Origin of the sequence: Pseudomonas sp. 3HC3 (assembly GCF_044904505.1) — a bacterium.
Classification (GTDB): Bacteria; Pseudomonadota; Gammaproteobacteria; order Pseudomonadales; family Pseudomonadaceae; genus Aquipseudomonas; species Aquipseudomonas putida_Y.
The window spans coordinates 1-17,010 of the sequence record NZ_JADDRH010000030.1 but is presented as its reverse complement, the minus strand read 5'-3'; the positions used below and the strand labels follow the sequence as shown (position 1 = coordinate 17,010).

Annotated in this window: 13 protein-coding genes; 10 read left to right on the top strand and 3 right to left on the bottom strand. The window is 59.1% G+C overall.

All coding sequences use genetic code 11. The features are described 5' to 3' along the window. Nucleotides 1-8 precede the first annotated feature (8 nt). Nucleotides 9-851 carry a 3-deoxy-8-phosphooctulonate synthase gene (kdsA, locus tag INQ47_RS24645; RefSeq protein ID WP_047605255.1) on the top strand — a complete coding sequence of 281 codons (843 nt, stop codon included), beginning with the start codon at nt 9-11 and terminating at the stop codon, nt 849-851. A 29-nt stretch (nt 852-880) separates the two neighbouring features. Next, on the top strand, nt 881-2,167 hold the full coding sequence (kdsB, locus tag INQ47_RS24640; RefSeq protein WP_252458416.1) for a 3-deoxy-manno-octulosonate cytidylyltransferase: 1,287 nt from the start codon (nt 881-883) through the stop codon (nt 2,165-2,167). 110 nt (nt 2,168-2,277) lie between these two features. On the opposite strand, the gene INQ47_RS24635 is transcribed toward kdsB, so the two are convergent. From INQ47_RS24635 to INQ47_RS24625, 3 genes are all read right to left on the bottom strand, one after another. Continuing rightward, on the bottom strand, nt 2,278-3,312 hold the full coding sequence (locus tag INQ47_RS24635) for a hypothetical protein (RefSeq protein ID WP_404702821.1): 1,035 nt from the start codon (nt 3,310-3,312) through the stop codon (nt 2,278-2,280). A gap of 232 nt (nt 3,313-3,544) precedes the next feature. After that, nucleotides 3,545-4,696, bottom strand: coding sequence for a tetratricopeptide repeat protein (locus tag INQ47_RS24630; protein WP_404702820.1), 1,152 nt, complete (start codon nt 4,694-4,696; stop codon nt 3,545-3,547). 109 nt (nt 4,697-4,805) lie between these two features. After that, nucleotides 4,806-5,738 (bottom strand): SIS domain-containing protein, encoded by a 933-nt coding sequence (locus INQ47_RS24625; RefSeq protein ID WP_252458413.1) that lies wholly within the window; start codon nt 5,736-5,738, stop codon nt 4,806-4,808. Nucleotides 5,739-6,272: 534 nt separating this feature from the next. Between INQ47_RS24625 and INQ47_RS24620 the strand changes: the two genes are divergently transcribed. From INQ47_RS24620 to INQ47_RS24585, 8 genes are all read left to right on the top strand, one after another. Further along, nucleotides 6,273-7,241, top strand: a complete 969-nt coding sequence (locus tag INQ47_RS24620; protein WP_404702819.1) for a phosphotransferase — start codon at nt 6,273-6,275, stop codon at nt 7,239-7,241. Nucleotides 7,242-7,478: 237 nt separating this feature from the next. Next, nucleotides 7,479-9,503: a capsular polysaccharide biosynthesis protein gene (locus INQ47_RS24615; RefSeq protein ID WP_404702818.1), complete on the top strand. Its 2,025-nt coding sequence runs from the start codon at nt 7,479-7,481 to the stop codon at nt 9,501-9,503. Next, nucleotides 9,443-10,762, top strand: a complete 1,320-nt coding sequence (locus tag INQ47_RS24610; RefSeq protein WP_404702817.1) for a capsule biosynthesis protein — start codon at nt 9,443-9,445, stop codon at nt 10,760-10,762. Before INQ47_RS24615 ends, INQ47_RS24610 begins: the two co-directional genes overlap by 61 nt. Beyond that, a complete protein-coding gene (locus tag INQ47_RS24605) occupies nt 10,759-11,535 on the top strand; it encodes an SDR family oxidoreductase (protein WP_003252728.1) in 777 nt (258 codons plus the stop codon). The genes INQ47_RS24610 and INQ47_RS24605 overlap by 4 nt, the downstream gene beginning before the upstream one ends. 7 nt (nt 11,536-11,542) lie before the next feature. Then, on the top strand, nt 11,543-13,078 hold the full coding sequence (locus INQ47_RS24600; protein WP_404702816.1) for an LTA synthase family protein: 1,536 nt from the start codon (nt 11,543-11,545) through the stop codon (nt 13,076-13,078). Nucleotides 13,079-13,082: 4 nt separating this feature from the next. After that, nucleotides 13,083-13,649: a GNAT family N-acetyltransferase gene (locus tag INQ47_RS24595; RefSeq protein ID WP_121162019.1), complete on the top strand. Its 567-nt coding sequence runs from the start codon at nt 13,083-13,085 to the stop codon at nt 13,647-13,649. Continuing rightward, nucleotides 13,649-15,793 (top strand): capsular polysaccharide biosynthesis protein, encoded by a 2,145-nt coding sequence (locus INQ47_RS24590; protein ID WP_404702815.1) that lies wholly within the window; start codon nt 13,649-13,651, stop codon nt 15,791-15,793. The genes INQ47_RS24595 and INQ47_RS24590 overlap by 1 nt, the downstream gene beginning before the upstream one ends. Before the next feature lie 3 nt (nt 15,794-15,796). After that, nucleotides 15,797-16,840, top strand: coding sequence for a phytanoyl-CoA dioxygenase family protein (locus INQ47_RS24585; protein WP_176685666.1), 1,044 nt, complete (start codon nt 15,797-15,799; stop codon nt 16,838-16,840). Nucleotides 16,841-17,010 lie beyond the last annotated feature (170 nt).

Here is a 17,010-nt window from a genome sequence, read left to right as displayed (position 1 = left end):
ACCGAATCATGATCAAGATTACCGAAAGCATTGAAGTTTCCAACTCCTCGCCGTTTGTCCTGTTCGGCGGCATCAATGTTCTGGAATCCGAGCAGCTGGCGCTGACCGCTTGCGAGGAGTACGTCCGGGTCACCGAAAAGCTAGGCATTCCTTACGTATTCAAAGCTAGCTTCGACAAGGCCAACCGCTCTTCTATCCACTCTTACCGTGGTCCAGGTATGGAAGAAGGCCTGCGCATCTTTGAGAAAGTGAAGGCTGAATTTGGCGTTCCAGTCATTACTGACGTTCACGAGATCTACCAAGCGGCCCCTGTCGCTGAAGTGGTAGACGTTCTGCAGTTGCCTGCCTTCCTGGCACGTCAGACTGACCTGGTAGTGGCTCTGGCCAAGACTGGCAAACCAGTTAACATCAAGAAGCCGCAGTTCCTCAGCCCTTCCCAGATGCAAAATATCGTGCATAAGTTCAAGGAAGCCGGCAACGATCAGCTGATCCTTTGCGACCGGGGCACTTGCATGGGCTACGACAACCTGGTTGTCGACATGCTGGGCTTTGGTGTGATGAAACGCACCTGCGAAGATCTGCCAATCATTTTTGATGTTACCCACGCTCTGCAAAACCGCGACCCTTCCGGTGCTGCCTCTGGCGGCCGCCGCGATCAGGTCGTAGACCTGGCTCGCGCTGGCATGGGCGTTGGCTTGGCGGGCCTGTTCCTGGAAGCGCACCCAAACCCGGACCAGGCCAAGTGCGATGGCCCAAGCGCTCTGCCGCTGGACAAGCTGGAGCCATTCCTTGCGCAAATCAAAGCCCTGGATGATCTGGTCAAGTCCTTCCCACCACTGGTTATCTCGTAAGCAAGCTTAAGGGAACATCGACTGTGAGCATGTCAAGCAGCGAACAACGCGTTGCGATCATCATTCCTGCGCGTTATGGTTCGACGCGCCTGCCAGGCAAGCCATTGGCGGACATCGCAGGCAAACCGATGGTGCAGCACGTTTACGAGCGTGCGCTTCAGGTTTCGAATGCGCACGCCGTGATTATTGCGACCGATGACGAACGAGTTGCCGAGGCGGTCCGCGCCTTTAGTGGTGAGTATGTGATGACCTCGCCTGATCACCCTTCAGGTACTGATCGCCTCGCCGAAGTCATGACTCAGGTCGATGCGGACATCTACATCAATCTGCAAGGTGATGAGCCTCTGGTCCGTCCGAGTGATATCGAAGCACTGGCCGCAGGCATGCTCGCTGACTCCAGCGTCAATGTTGGCACGCTTTGCCATCCAATCGATGCTCATGAGGCGGGGAATCCCAATACTGTGAAGGTGGTATTGGCAGCGAACGGCAACGCGCTGTACTTCAGCCGTTCTCCGATTCCTTACCCGCGAGACAGCGAGACAGCGAGCTACCTGAAGCACGTTGGCGTATACGCGTATCGCCGTGAAGTGTTGGCCGAGTACACCAGCCTGCCGCAGCCGATGCTGGAACATGCAGAAAAGCTCGAGCAACTGCGCCTGATGACCGCTGGATATTGCATACGCGCCTATGTCGTTGAGCCAACCGGCCCTGGTGTTGATACACCAGAATGCCTGGAACAGGTTCGCGCACTAATCAACGGCCAGGACATTACTCCCAAGACGACTCTGGCCGATATACGCTTGGTAATCACCGATGTTGACGGTGTTCTCACCGATGGCGGCATCTACTACGATGCAAGCGGTGAATGCCTCAAGCGATTTCATGTTCGAGATGGTATGGGCATGCGTTTACTTGAGGAAAATGGAGTACGAGTTGCAGTACTGTCCGGACGCGACTCTGCGACGTTGCGTAAACGCGTTGCTGACCTGGGGATTACGCTTTGCCAATTTGGAGTCAAAGATAAGCTTGCAGCATGCAAGCAACTGATGGCCGAAGCAAACGTACAGCCTGGGCAGACCGCATGCATCGGCGACGACTGCATTGATCTGCCAGCGTTTTCAGCCTGCGGTATGTCGTTTGCCGTCGCCGACGCACCGATATACGTCAAAGCCGCTGCAACCCAGACATTGGTAACAGCGGGAGGCAACGGGGCTTTTCGTGAACTTGCCGACGCCATCTTGATCACGCAAAACAAAGCCGATGTATTCAGTACCGCGTCCGGCTACTCGAAAGTAATGAACAAAATGGCACAATAAACATTCCTTTAAGAATTCCCTGCCCACACCCCATAGGGAACGGGCAGGGAATTATTTTCCACAACAAATCCAGTAACTATAAGAATCTTTCCATCCTAGGCAACAAGCGATCAGTCTTTATCGATAGGCATTCGATAGATTCTAACCTTCCTATATCCTTTGTCACCACTTACAACCCCAACGCACAGATATATCTTGCCTCCATCACTTATGAGGGCCAGCCCTTCTGGCTCAAACTCTTTTCCAACCCCATCCATCCGCGCTTGAACCTGACCTAACTCAACATCAAAATCTTTATCTATGACCTGGCCATCTAGCGTGTACACTGCCAAGTGCTTTGACACATCAATTTTGCTATTTCCAGCAATAATCCAGACCCTCCGCCCATCACTCGCTATACCTTGCAACGGATGCTGAGAGTCAATCACATCCTGAACACTCCACTCATACGTCCACCGCTTGGAATAATCCCCCATCCCACCACACACAAGATCAGCTAGTTTCCAGACACGAACCACTTGCTCACCCGTGTCTTTTTTCCGCCCAGCAGCAATTAAATACTTTTGATCCGTACTAATTGCCGGGGTAGCGCTCACGTGGGTCTTGAATTCATCACCAAATAGTCGAAAAACCTCAACATCGTCGACAGGCTGACCCTCCGAGTAAGAAAAGCGCACGGCCTGCCTAAAGTCTTTTTGATAAGTAGACCACAATCTGACTTCGTTATCAGAAAGATACTCGATGCCTAACCCTTGATGCCCAACAACATCATTGACTGGATCCGAGGCTCCCAGCGAAACCTTTGAAACAGCCTGATCAAGCGGATAGTTATTTATAATTGAAGAACCACCACTCTTCATACCAGTCAAATGCAGAGTATAGACAGTCCGATTGCGCTCATCGAAAGCAAAGGACTGAATTCCATTTCGCCCCCCACCACTACCCCGAATTTTTTCCAAGGCAAAAAGCACAGAGCTTGAATTTAACGCCCTATTTAAATCCAAGTGGCGAGCCGACAAGGACTGAAAAGAACTAACTCCATTCTCCCGCTGCGCTTGTTCATTCGTTGACGCCTCCACGCCAGCCCCCATCAGCGCGCCTAGTAAATAAAGAAACGCAAACATTGGGAAATAGCCAAGCTTCATAAATCGCGCTCCTACTAGTAGAGGACACATCAACCACCCACCCAATGCACACCCTTTCAGATGCCTCCTTGATGGCTTCCTCAGACTAGCACACCATGCAAAGAGCTTTTAAACATGAAAAAGCTCAACATAATGTTGAGCTTTTTCATGTTTGGCTCCGACCACCGCTAGCCAGAAGACGCCCTTGAAATTATCGCCGCAACGAAAGCATAACGCACGGAAGGACAAAAAATCACGAGCTCAGAGTTGGTTCAAGTGAATACTTTTTCATCCTTTCTAGCACACTTTTGTTTGCTGAATCGATACGGTAAGCTCGCAGCAAAATCTCATTCGCAGCCTTCATATCACCTTCGACGCGGGTCAAGTCCGAGATGAATACTTGCGTCAGGGCCGCGTCAGGGCTTAATTTCGCATGCTCGCTCAAATGGAACTTCGCTCGCTCAACGTCTTTTCGAACCATATATGCCCTGGCCAAGCGATACTGAGCATTAGCAAAGTGTGGCGCCGAAGAAACCGCCGAGGCCAAGAACGGTATTGCCTCTCCTGCCAACTTTGATTCCAGAAGCGCTGTACCCACCCAGTAGTTTGCAGTTTCATGTGCAGGATCAACATCCAACACCAAGCGAGCCTTAGACTCTACTTGACGCCAATCTTTCGCCTTCGCACTTACATGCAAATCTATGAGCCGCCGAACAATTGCACCACTATGCGCTGAACGCCCCTTTTCAGTTACGTCAGGCATTTCTCCGTTCGAGGAGAATGTCGCGACATACTTAGACAGGCCGTACTTAAGCTCAATAAAGGGCGCCCCACCATGCCCCACACCACGAAGAGTAAGAGTGGAAAAACCCTCAGAGCCCAGCAGGTGATGAGCGGCTTTCAAATCCATCGCATCAGCTTCACCAGCGATGTGCAAAATGTTCGTTGACTTCTGACTGCTTACTTTCGAAAGATCGGGAAAGACCAGGTCAACCGACTTAGAGATCTGCGCACTTCTCGCATGAGGTATTCTCAGAACACTATCAAAACCGAATGCCATAGCCTTGCAGCCGATCAGCTTCGCGAAGAGAGCTGCAGCATATCCACCCATGCTCACGCCATGCAGAATAATTTCTACTGCCCCTAGCGAAGCTGCGATACGCTCGATTTTACGCCCTATACCGCCAACACTATCGGCAAATCCAGGTATTCCATTCTGATACCATTCATTTCTTCCATTATTCAGGAAGAGACGATGCTCCGACTGCGCATTACCTACCCGCCAGAAATCAAACTTACCATCGGTCTTATTGGTTCCAGCAAAGAAAACTAGTAGGCGTGTCGCCCCTGGGCAAGGCACAAGCTTATAGTGAGGCCCTTCAAGTTGTTCTAGAACCATTTCCATCCTCAATTCTCAATCCATGCCCCAGTTAAAGAATTCTTAAAATTCGCCGGGGAACTTTATTGGCGGCAGCACACTTGCTCAGGGAATTTGGCTGAGGCACCAATCTTACTCAGTCAAAAATCTCAACAACACCTACAACGGCACCTTCAGCATCGGTCACCGCCAACGCCCGAATCTTGTTATCCAACATATAAGACTCAGCTTCCGACAGCTGCGAATCTTCCAGGATAGTGTGAGGCTTTGGAGTCATAAACTGTGCAACCGTCTCGCGAACGACGCCTTCGTTCTCCAGCAAGGCGCGACGAAGGTCACCGTCAGTCACGATGCCGACGAGCTTTTCCTCATCCATCACCACAGTCAGGCCAAGCCGGCTGCGCGTCATTACCAAAAGGCAGTCATGGAAGCTGGTAGTCGGGGTAACCACGGGTGCCGGCGAATGCATCACATCACGTACACGGGTGAGCAGCTTACGACCGAGGCTGCCACCGGGGTGATAACGCGCGAAGTCCATTGGTTTGAACTGAATGGCTTCGATCAGCGCTACAGCCAACGCATCACCCATGGCCATGGTTGCCAAGGTGGAGGTGGTTGGTGCCAGGTTGTTCGGGCAGACTTCGCGCTCGACCGAGATGTCCAGCCAGATATCAGCATGCTTGGCCAGCGTGGACTTGCCGTTGCCGGTCATGGCGATGATCTTGTTACCGAACGACTTGAGGCTCGGGATCAGCTTGATCAGCTCTTCGGTCTCGCCGCTGTAGCTGATGAGGATCAGTACGTCAATTGGCTTGAGCATACCCAGGTCGCCATGGAAGGCTTCGGCCGGGTGCAGGAAGAAGCTGGGGGTGCCGGTGGATGCAAAGGTTGCGACCATCTTCTGGCCGATAAGGCCGGACTTGCCCATGCCACACACCACTGTGCGGCCTTGGCAACCGAGGATAAGTTCGACTGCGCTCTGAAATTCGCCATCAAGGCGGTCAGACAATTGCGTGACTGCTTGGGCTTGCGCAATGAGTGCTTCTTTGGCAATGCTGAGGTGATTCATTTTCGTCCCTGACGACATCTGAAAAATGCGAAGCCGCAAATGTTAAAGTTTTTACATCACGAAGCAAAGCGCGGCAGCCTGTGGTCTGTTGATAATCTGACTGGTGGGTGCCAAAAACGGATGTCCCCACATTCACGCCCCTCCCCCTTCCCTTCACTTTTTGCCACTTGCGCAGGTAACGGCGACTGGCGGCCCTACGCTTGAAAGCGGCCAAACGAAGGGAACCGAATTCAAAGCGCGCACTCGAACAACACTGCGGAGTGCGGCTTCACCGCTATGCAGGGCGTGCTTTTCTTGCCCCAAACCGATCCAGTGAGAAGGCAGATGATGCCTGTTCGCCCTTATCCATCAACGTCTTATCGTATTTTTTCGTTGTGCCCAAGCCATGTATGCAGCAGCATACGCCCCTTCTAGATAGAGATCGGACACCGTCCCCCCTACATGGATGTCATCCCTCCCCCCTGCCAGCCCGCCTTGAACAGGACTTTTTACCGCTGGCAGCGAGCCCCCCTGGAACAGCACCTGGTTGACCTGATGCCTCATTGGCGGGGAAAGCAGCTGGATATCCGTACCCAGGACCTCGCCTCCAACGCCTCGTTCGTCAACTACGTACGGCACCACAGCGTGACGGACCCAAGCACCGGGAAGCCGCTGGAAGTGGTAGAGAAGTCGATACGCAAGGTAGCCTTCCTCGGTAGCCAAGAGGCAAGGTTCCATCGCGCCGAGGGAATGCTTGCGGGCAGCATGCATTTTCGCCACCCGGCCTGCCTAGGCGTCATCGAGACCCCTTGGGAGAGTTTTATCTTTACCGCGTTCGTACGTGGCAAACCTCCCCGAATGCACGCCATTGCCAAACAACTGGCACAAGGTATCGCCGAGCTCGAAGTGTTGAGCCACGACTACCTTGAACTTGAGGGGCGACCGGCACGGCAGGCACTGCTGCACTGGAGCATGGATTTTTTCCGCCCTTGGTTTCTGCTGCGACCACGCTTCAACTTTGCTCGCTGCCTGCCAGGGCTTGAGCAGCTTGGCAGGCAGGACCCACGTTTTGCAGGGTTGGCCCAGCGCTTCAAAGCCTTTACACCGGTCATTCAGCGACTGGCCGCCCAAGCGAGACGCAGCCCTCGTTGTATCAGCCACATGGATTACCTGCGCAAGAACCTGTTCGTGGTCAAAGGGCAGTTGCACCTGATCGACTGGAGCGAGGTCAAGGTTGGCCGGGTGGGATTCGATGGTGGTGCTTACCTTGGCAGCCTCTTCAGGCGCAAGGAGATGAACGTCTTCCTGGCTGCACGGAAGGACTTCGTAGAGGCCTACTCCGCCGCGCTGACGGAACGATTCGATCGCGAAGATGCCCTGCGTAACCTGCACTACGTATTCCTGCTGACCGCATTGTTCCACTGCCTGCGACCCGAAACGATCGAGGAGTATCGAGAGCGCGACAAGATGGAGCTCCTGCAAGAGAAATATGCCTACCTGCTGGAACTATTGGTCAAGGACTGATTGTGGCGAGGATGCCCTGCAAGGCAACGATTGGTCCAGTCCGCGTCGATAAGATGTCATTTTGATGTCATCCATCAGCATTTACGCAGATTGTCTAATTTCTTTTTGCGTTTTAGCCGAATCTGCGCGCGCGCAAATGTGAATATGTATTAAGATTCGCCCTCATTTTTCCACCGGTTCGCCAAGGCCCCGCGCCCTTGTCGCCCCTCATCTGCCAATGGATGCTGCTTCGCGTTTATGGATGACGTTTCGCCCCGCCCTCGCCTGCTAATCCTGTCAAAGGGCGCCCAGGCCATCAGCACGCTGCCTGCCTTGTTGCCCGACTACGTTCTTCAGAACGGGGTTGCGCGTGACGCGCAGCATGCCGACTGGCTTATGGCCTGGGGCCGAAAGCCCAGCGCAATCAAGGCAATGGCCGAAGCGCAGAAAGCGCGTAAGCCTGTCTTGACGCTTGAAGACGGTTTCGTTCGCTCGGTGGGGTTAGGTGCCGATGAGCCGCCTCTGTCATTGATCGTGGACGACGTGGGCGTCTATTACGATGCCAGCCAGCCTTCCAGGCTCGAACAACTGATTGCCACCCCTCTTGATGCGGAACAGACGCGACGCGCCTTGGCCCTTCGTGACCTTTGGCAGCAGCAGCGGGTTTCGAAGTACAACGATGCCCGTATCGAGCTGCCAGAGCTTCCTGAGAACTGTGTGTTGGTCGCTGACCAGACTAGTGGCGATGCTTCACTGCAGGGCGCCGGCACTGAAGATTTCCGGGCAATGCTTGACGCGGCTTTGGCGCGCTATCCAGATAGCACGATCGTGCTCAAGGTACACCCGGATGTAGTCGCAGGCCGCAAGCAAGGACACTTCGATCTTACTGCACTGGCAAGCAACCCTCGGGTACAGATACTTGCGCGCAATGCCCACCCGGCCGACCTGCTGCCACACATGCGCGCCGTTTTTGTGATGACTTCGCAGCTCGGCTTTGATGCCCTGCTGTGGAATGTGCCAGTACACACTTGGGGCATGCCGTTTTACGCCGGTTGGGGCCTGACCGAAGACCGCTTGCCCGCACCGTCACGACGCCACCCGGTACCCTTGACGCAATTGATTCATGCCACTTTGGTGGACTACCCACGATACGTTTGCCCAGAGCGGGGCGTACCGTGCTCCCCGGAGCTACTGATCAACTGGCTTGGTCTGCAAAGACGTCACCGCAGCGTACTGCCGACCTCCGTGCAAATGCTGGGATTCAGCCGCTGGAAAGAGCCACTGGTTGAAATGTTCTTCAACGGCGCAGAAATTCGCTTCGTGAAGCCCGAAAATCCGCTGACGCAAGACCTGCCGGTGGTAGCCTGGGGCTGTAAACACGATGATGACCTGAACACGCACCCTCACCCGGTCAAACGGGTCGAGGATGGCTTTCTACGCTCTGTAGGGCTCGGCGCAGGCAAGGCAAGACCGCTGTCGTGGGTGCTCGATGATATTGGCATCTACTACGACGCCACGCGACCTTCGCGTCTGGAGCGCATTCTTGCGACAGAGCAGTTCGACGCGCAGTTGCTTGGCCGTGCCCAGTCGCTACGAAAGGCGATATGCGCTGCCGGGCTGACCAAATACAATTTGCCAGGCTCTAACTGGAGTCGCCCTGCCGGCGCAGCAAAGGTCATCCTGGTCACCGGCCAGGTGGAAGACGACGCCTCCATTCGATTTGGCGGTAACAGCATACGTAGCAACCTGCAGTTGCTGAAAGCTGTGCGCGCACAGAACCCCAGCGCATGGCTCCTGTATAAGCCCCACCCGGAAGTGCTGGCTGGCACCCGTGCCCGTGGCGGTGACGAAGAGCAAACCGTGCACTGGTGCGATGAAGTCATTGGCAACACGCCACTCCAGCAATTGCTGGAAGTCGTCGATGAAGTGCACGTACTGACCTCACAGTCTGGCTTTGAAGCACTGCTGCGCGGCGTGCCCGTCACCACCTATGGCCAGCCGTTCTATGCCGGCTGGGGCTTGACCCGTGACATGGACCTGTCAACGGATGTAAAAGCCCGACGCAGCCGCAAACTGAGCCTGGATGAACTGGTTGCCGGCACACTCCTGCTTTACCCCACCTATGTAAGCCGCATCACCAATCGGTTTACCACCCCTGAACAAACCTTGTACGAATTACAGAATTGGCACGCGCTAACGCCGCAGCCAGGAGCCCCCTCTCGATGGCAGGACTTGAAACGACGCTTGAGCAGTTTGTTGGGCATGAAGCGCCCGACAAACTGAATGCAAGGGCGACGCGTGGTCCTCTGCTGCGCGCTCCCACCGGCAATTTCCTATTTCTACAAGGCGTCAGCTCGCCTTTTTTCGCGCGCCTGGCGAAAGCCTTACGTGATATTGGCCAGTATGTGCACAGCGTGCGCTTTAATGTGGGCGATGAACTGTATGGTGCCGATGGCCCGAACATGGCCTGCCCTGGCAAAGCTGATGACCTGGAAGCATGGTATGCAGGGGTTTTCCGCCAGCTGGACATCACTGATCTCGTACTGTTTGGCGACTGCCGCCCCGTGCACCGCACGGCGATAAAACTCGCGCGTTTGCAGGGCATTCGGGTACATGTATTCGAAGAAGGCTACTTCCGGCCCTACTGGATTACCCTGGAGCGCGATGGCGTCAACAACAACTCGCGCTTGCCACGGGACCCTGACTGGTATCGCGAGGTAGGCAAACACATTCCTCGCTACCAGAACGGCAACCCCTTCAAACTGTCTTTTGCAGCCCGTGCCGCTCACGACGTGCTTTATCACGCTGGCGGAGCGTTGAATGCTCTGTTCTATCCTAAGTATCAAACCCACGCCCCCTTCAACGCGGCTGTGGAGTATATGGGGTACGTCCGCCAAGGCCTGCGCCTGCTCCGCGCCCGCAGCCGCGATGACGCGCTGGTCGCCGATGTCGCCCGTGAGCGCCAGCCCACCTACCTGCTGCCGCTGCAGTTGGACAGCGACGCGCAGATCCGCGATCACTCGCCGTTCGACAACATGACCCAGGTCATCGAGCACGTGATCGACTCGTTCTCGCTGCACGCCCCGCTCAATGCCCGTCTGCTGGTCAAGAACCATCCGTTGACGCCTGGCCTGGTCAACTACCGGCGCGTCACCGAGGCACTGGCCCGCGAATACGACGTGGCCGACCGGGTCGAGTTCATGGAAAGCGGGCATATGCCAACCTTGCTCTCGCACATCAATGGCATGATTACCGTCAACAGCACCGCCGGGGCTTCGGCGCTGCTGCACGGGCGCCCGACCATCACCTTGGCCGACCCTATCTACGCCATGCCCGGCCTTACCCACCAAGGCAGCCTGGCAGATTTCTGGCACACCCCGGACATGCCGGACATCAAGCTCTTCCATCGCTTCCGCAACACCGTCATCCACACCACCCAGGTCAACGGCGGCTTCTACACCGCCTGCGGCATGGACATGGCCGTGGCCAACTGCCTGGAAGTGCTGATGGCGAAAACCTCAAGAATCGAAAAATACCTATGAGTTCGCATGCCTCACCCCGCTGCATCCTCATCACCGGCGCCACAGGCGGTATCGGTGGCGCGTTGGCGCCCGCCTACGCCGCACCGGGGGTGACGCTGATCCTGCAAGGCCGGCGCCAGGACCGGCTGGCCGAAATGGCCGAACAATGCCGCGCCCTGGGTGCCCAGGTGCTGCTGGAAGCCCTCGACGTGCGCGACCTGGACGCCCTGCGGGCCATGGTGCGCCGGGTAAGCGAGCAGCATCAGCCCGACCTGGTGCTGGTGGGCGCTGGGCTTAACACCGCCGTGGGCGCCAATGGCGAAGCGGAAGACTGGGACGACAGCCGCGCCCTGATGGAAGTGAACGTGATGGCCGCCCTGGCCACTGTCGAGGCCGCCCTGCCCGCCATGCGCAGCCGTGGCGATGGGCAAATCGCCCTGTTCAGTTCGCTGGCGGGCTGGCGTGGCTTGCCGGTCACACCAACCTACAGCGCCAGCAAGGCCGCCATCCGCGTATACGGCGAGGCCATCCGCGACTGGCTGGCGCCGGAAGGGGTAAAAGTGAATGTGATTGTGCCGGGGTATGTGGAGTCGAAGATGTGCTTCGAAATGCCCGGGCCTAAACCTTTTCTGTGGACCGCCGACAAAGCGGCCAGGCGTATCAAGCGCGGGCTGGCGGCGAACCAGGCGCGTATCAGCTTTCCGTTCCCGCTCAACCTGGGCACCTGGCTGCTGGGGCTTATCCCGCAGTGGCTTTCTTCGATGATCCTGCGTGGGTTGAAGTACAGTGATTGATGTTTCCATGTTGCCGGTCGCCTTGATCGGCCTGGGCTTGACCGTCGCGGTCGAGCGCCTGCTGGTTCCCCGCCCTGCCCTGCGTCGCCCGGCCGATTGCTGGCTGCTGCACGCGGGGCTGTGGTGTGTGGCCTTCGGGCTGTTGTATGCACTGACGGCGCGGCCGTTGTTCAGTGGCGTGAATGTGTTGCTGCTATGGCTGCTGATCGTGCTGGTCAGCAACGCCAAGTATCACTCGCTGCGCGAGCCGTTTGTGTGTGCGGATTTCGAGTATTTCAGCGATGCAGTGAAGTTCCCGCGGTTGTACTTGCCGTTCTTTGGCTTTGGCAAGGCCGCGCTGCTGGCGGCGGGCTTTCTGGTTTACCTGTGGGCGGGGTTGAGCTTCGAGGTGCCGGGCGCGCGGCTTGAGGCGTTGCTGCCACTGGCGCTGGGCCTGGGCTTGCTGCGCCTGGGGCATCGGCCTGTGAAGCCAAGCTTTGATGCCGAGCGGGATGTGCGCGGCTGGGGCTTGGCGGCCAGCTTGTGGCGGTACTTCTGGGCGGCGCGGGCGCCGGTGGATCGCGATGGGCTGGGCTCGCCGTTTGCTGGTGGGGCTGTGCCGGCCTCTTCGCAGCCGCCAGCGGCCCAGGCCGAGGCGCTGCCGGACTTGGTCTCGGTGCAGAGCGAGTCGTTCTTCGATGTGCGCGGGCTTTGGCCTGGCGTGCGCCCGCAAGTGCTCGACCAGTACGACCTGTTGGCCAGCCAGGCGCTGGCCCGGGGCAAACTGCAGGTGGCCGCCTGGGGCGCCAATACGGTGCGTACCGAGTTCGCCTACCTCACCGGCATCCCTGCGGACCGGCTGGGCGTGCACCGCTTCAACCCGTACCGGGTGCTGGCCCGCCAAGGCCTGCCCAGTATCGCCGCCAGGCTCAAGGCGCAGGGGTACCGGACCATTTGCATCCACCCGTACGATGGTGGTTTCTATGGCCGCAACAAGGTGCTGCCGGCGTTGGGCTTTGATGAGTTCATCGATGTGAAGGCGTTCAACGCTTCGCAAAAGGCCGGGCCGTTCATTGGTGATTGCGCCGTGGCAGACAAAATCCGCGCGCTGCTGCAGGCGCCAGGCCGCACCCAGCCGCTGTTCATCCATGCGGTCACCATGGAAAACCATGGCCCGTTGCACCTGGAAAACGTAGCCGCGCACGAACTGCCCACCTGGTTCAACCGCCCGCTGCAACCGGGCATGAAAGACCTGGCGCCCTACCTGCGGCACATCGGCAATGCCGACCGCATGCTGGGCATGCTGCGCGAAACCTTGATGGCCCAGCCGAACGAGGCGCTGCTGTGCTTCTTTGGCGACCATGTGCCGATTTTGCCCGAGGTGTATCAGGCTGTTGGTGCGCCCGCGGGGGATACCGACTACCTGGTGTGGTCCAACCGCCGCCAGCCTGGCTGCAGGGCCAGGCCAATGCCGGTGCAGCAGCTTTCCAGCACATTGCTCGCCCATGCCTTGGCGCCGGCAACCCGCCAGGACACGCCTGTGGCCAGTGCCGGGGTAGCCTGACAACGTGGTGCGTATCGTTTTGGGATCGGACCTGTCGCCGGAGCGTGCCGCAGACCCTGCCTTGGCCCGCTTGCTGACCGAGGGGCGGGGGTCGCTGGCGTTTCTGATTGGCAATACGGCCTGCCGCTATCGCCTGCTGGGGGCGGCTATCCACTGGGACCGTGTGCTGCTGGCCTTCGATGGCGAGCAGGCACTGGGCTTTGCCGCGCTCAAGCATGGCCGGCGCGGGCCGTTTGCCTTGCACTGGCGGCCGTTCGTGCGTGAGTTCGGCGTGTTGAGTGGCTGGGTGCGGTTTATCGGGTTCTGCCTGAGCGAGCTGCGCGAATGGCGCTACCCGTTCTTGCTGTACGGGCTGCGGGTCAGCAAGGCCGCACGCCAGCAAGGCGTGGGCTCGGCGCTGGTGCAGGCGTGCTGCGCGCATGCCGCCGGCCAGGGCTTTACCCAGGTAGAGCTGGAGGTGCCGCTGAGCAATCATCGGGCGCAGCACCTGTACCTGCATAATGGCTTTGCCCTGCGCCGCAAGCGCTGGGTGCCGTTCCCGCCGGTGCGTAACATGTGGCGGGCCGTGTAATGCACAACACACCGCCCTTTGTACCCCACCCGCCCGAAGGTTACGTACCGCCCGATGCCCTGGTAGACGGCAGCGGCTGGGTCGGCATCATGTCGCAATGGGTGGCCTGGAAGGTGCTGCACCTGCCGCAGTTCCTCGGCCCGGAAGGCCCGCCTTTCTGGCTGTGGCGCCGCGGCCGCAAGGCGCCCAAAGGGCTCAAGGCCATTGCCGGCATCGGCTACAAGCAGTCGTCGGCCCATGCCCGGGTGCTGTGCCAGCGCTGGGGGCTGCCCTACATTGCGCTGGAAGACGGTTTTTTGCGCTCTTCTTCGCTGGGCATCGAGGGCGATACGCCGATGTCCATGGTGGTCGACCCGGTGGGCATCCACTATCTGGCAGACCGCCCTTCGCTGCTGGAAAACATCCTGCAGCAGCCTGAGGCGCTCAGCGCATACGAACTCGATTGCGCGCGCGAACTGATTGCCTTGATGCGCAGCAGCGGCATCGGCAAGTACAACAACGCCCAGGACCTGCCCGACGACGACCCGCTAGGCCGTGAACGACCGCTGGTGCTGGTGGTGGACCAGACTGCCGGGGATTATTCGATCCCGGGTGGCGGGCTATGCGAAGCCGACTACGTGCGAATGCTGGATGAGGCCCTGGCAGAAAACCCGGATGCCGACGTGCGCGTGCGCATTCACCCGGACTGCCTGGGCGGGCAAAAGCCCAGTTGCCTGCTGGATGCCGCGCGGGCCCGTGGGGTCACGCTGGAGGCGCGGCCGGTAGCCTGGGCGTCACTGGCCCGGCGTGCCCGGCGCGTGTACGTGGGCACCAGCCAGGCCGGGCTGGAGGCGTTGATCCAGGGCGTGCCGGTGACCTGTTTCGGGCTGCCGTTCTACGCGGGCTGGGGGTTGACCGATGACCGCATGGCCATTGCTCGCCGACAGGCCCGGCCAGACCTTGTGCAACTGGTGGCGGCGGCCTATGTGCGCTACTGCCGTTATGTCGACCCATTGAGCGGCCAATTGACCGATGCCTTGACCGTTGCCCGCCAGTTGGCCAACAAGAAAGCCCGCGATGCTGCGTTTGCCGGCCCCACCACGGTACTGGGCGTGAAGCGGCACAAGCAGCACAACATCCGGCGTTTTTTTGCTAGCCGTTGGGGGCAGTTGCGCTTCAGCGTGGACGGCCCGCAACTGATAAGCCAGGTAGCGGCCGAACAGGGCCGGCTGCTGGTGTGGGCTGCGCGCGAGCCGGCCGGCCTGGCCGAACGTGCGCGCCAGGCGGGGGTGCCACTGTGGCGGGTCGAGGATGGTTTCTTGCGCTCCACGGGGTTGGGGGCAACCAACAGCCCGGCGCTGTCACTGGTGCTGGACCGGGGTGGCATTCATTATGATGCGCAGTCTGCCAGCGACCTGGAGCAACTGTTGCAGCATGGCGAATTCGACGCCCCATGCCTGGCCGAAGCGGCGCGCTTGCGGGCGCAGATCGTTGCCAGCGGCACCAGCAAGTTCAACCTGCGCAGCAAGGTGCGCCCGGCCCTGCTGGCGCAGCCGGGGCAGCTGCGGGTACTGGTGGTGGGCCAGGTCGAGGACGACGCCTCGGCGCTGTGCAGCGGTGGCGGTGCCGGGTGCAACCTGCGCCTGCTGCAACAGGTGCGTGCGCGGTTGCCGGATGCCTGGATTCTGTACAAGCCGCACCCCGACGTGGAGGCCGGCAAGCGCCGCGGGCAAATCGCCCCGGCACAACTGGTGGGGCTGGCCGATCAGGTACTGGCGGGTGTGGACATCGCCAGCCTGTATGGCCAGGTCGATGCACTGCATACGCTCAGTTCCACCGCCGGTTTCGAGGCCTTGCTGCGCGGGCTGCCGGTGGTCACCTATGGCACGCCGTTCTATGCCGGCTGGGGCCTGACCGAGGACCATCAGCCCTTGCCGCGCCGCACCCGGCGTTTAACCCTGGACCAGTTGGTAGCCGGCGCCTTGTTGCGCTATGCGCGCTATGCCGACGTCCAGCAAGACCTGCCCTGCGATGCCTGGCACGCCCTCGCCTGCCTCAACGCGCCACACCCGGCGCGGGTGGCCTATCGGCGAGTGGCGCCGTTGCTCAACTATACCCGGACCATGCTCGGCTGTGGCCGGCCATTGGCCCCATCAAAGGACTAGATCATGCCTGTTTCGATCAAGGACATCGGCCGTTACGCGGCACTCCCCTGGCATTGCCTGCAGTTGGCTACCCATGCCAAGTCGTTCGAGAACAACCCGGTGCTGGGCAGCGCCCGGCTCAATGCCCTGGGCCTGCATGTGCAGCGTCGTCAGTTGGCGATGGCCATGGCTGGTTACCGTCGCAATGCGCTGGCCTCGCGGCTGGATGCCGGTGAGCGCGCGCATTTTGAGCAGAACGGGTTTTTCATTCGTGAAAACGCCCTGCCTGCCGAGCAGTTTGCAGCCTTGCGCGCCGAGCTGGGCGCATTGCGCAGCACCGGCTGGGAAATGCGCCAGGGCCGCGCGGTTACCCGCCGGGTCAGCCTTGACCAGGACGTGCTGGCGCAAAACCCGGCCAGTGCGGCGTTTGTGGCGGACCGTGGGGTACGCGACCTGATTGCCTATGCGTCGTCCAATACCGGTGGCATTACCTACCAGTTGCAGTCGATCGTGATCGATGCCGCCAATGCCGACCAGGACCCGCAGACCCGCCTGCATGCCGACACCTTTCACCCTACGGCGAAGGCGTGGTTGTTCCTGGACGATGTGGCGGATGACCAAGGGCCGTTCAGTTATGTGCCGGGGTCGCACCGCCTGACGCCGGAGCGTTTGGCCTGGGAGTATCGTCAAAGCCTGGGGGCTGCGCGCTCCAGCGAGCAGATGCACCGTGAGGGTTCGTTCCGTATCGACGAGCCCGAGCTGGCTGCCCTCGGTTTGCCGCCGCCCCGTCGCTTTGCGGTGCCAGCCAACACCCTGGTGGTGGCGGATACCTCTGGTTTCCATGCCCGCTGCGCGAGCCACCAGGCCAGCCACCGCGTCGAAATTTATGCCAGCCTGCGGCGTAACCCGTTCATCCCCTGGCGCGGGGCGCACCTGTTTGCATTGCCATGGATTGCCAACCACCACATGCGTTGGGATATCCGGTTGAAGCAGTTGATGGGGTTTGGCAAGAAGAGCCATTGGCGGTTTGTGGAGCAGTTGAATGCGTATGAGGCGCCGCATATCTGACCCACGCCCAGCCCCCCCGGCCCGGTGGTTGAACGCAACCGTCGTAATCGATGGACTCGCCCCCGCCGAGGCATCACAGTGCCACGGTGGTGTTCGAAGAAGCCAACGGCAGCGAGGGCGAGACCATGAAAAAGCATAGTTCGAAACACGATTCCCTGTCTTCCACTGAT

Bases quoted from the DNA above. Each gene is read 5' to 3' on its own strand.
- kdsA (WP_047605255.1), top strand. From the start codon at position 9: ATGATCAAGATTACCGAAAGCATTGAAGTTTCCAACTCCTCGCCGTTT.
- kdsB (WP_252458416.1), top strand. From the start codon at position 881: ATGTCAAGCAGCGAACAACGCGTTGCGATCATCATTCCTGCGCGTTAT.
- INQ47_RS24635 (WP_404702821.1), bottom strand. From the start codon at position 3,312: ATGAAGCTTGGCTATTTCCCAATGTTTGCGTTTCTTTATTTACTAGGC.
- INQ47_RS24630 (WP_404702820.1), bottom strand. From the start codon at position 4,696: ATGGAAATGGTTCTAGAACAACTTGAAGGGCCTCACTATAAGCTTGTG.
- INQ47_RS24625 (WP_252458413.1), bottom strand. From the start codon at position 5,738: ATGAATCACCTCAGCATTGCCAAAGAAGCACTCATTGCGCAAGCCCAA.
- INQ47_RS24620 (WP_404702819.1), top strand. From the start codon at position 6,273: ATGCCTCATTGGCGGGGAAAGCAGCTGGATATCCGTACCCAGGACCTC.
- INQ47_RS24615 (WP_404702818.1), top strand. From the start codon at position 7,479: ATGGATGACGTTTCGCCCCGCCCTCGCCTGCTAATCCTGTCAAAGGGC.
- INQ47_RS24610 (WP_404702817.1), top strand. From the start codon at position 9,443: ATGGCAGGACTTGAAACGACGCTTGAGCAGTTTGTTGGGCATGAAGCG.
- INQ47_RS24605 (WP_003252728.1), top strand. From the start codon at position 10,759: ATGAGTTCGCATGCCTCACCCCGCTGCATCCTCATCACCGGCGCCACA.
- INQ47_RS24600 (WP_404702816.1), top strand. From the start codon at position 11,543: ATGTTGCCGGTCGCCTTGATCGGCCTGGGCTTGACCGTCGCGGTCGAG.
- INQ47_RS24590 (WP_404702815.1), top strand. From the start codon at position 13,649: ATGCACAACACACCGCCCTTTGTACCCCACCCGCCCGAAGGTTACGTA.
- INQ47_RS24585 (WP_176685666.1), top strand. From the start codon at position 15,797: ATGCCTGTTTCGATCAAGGACATCGGCCGTTACGCGGCACTCCCCTGG.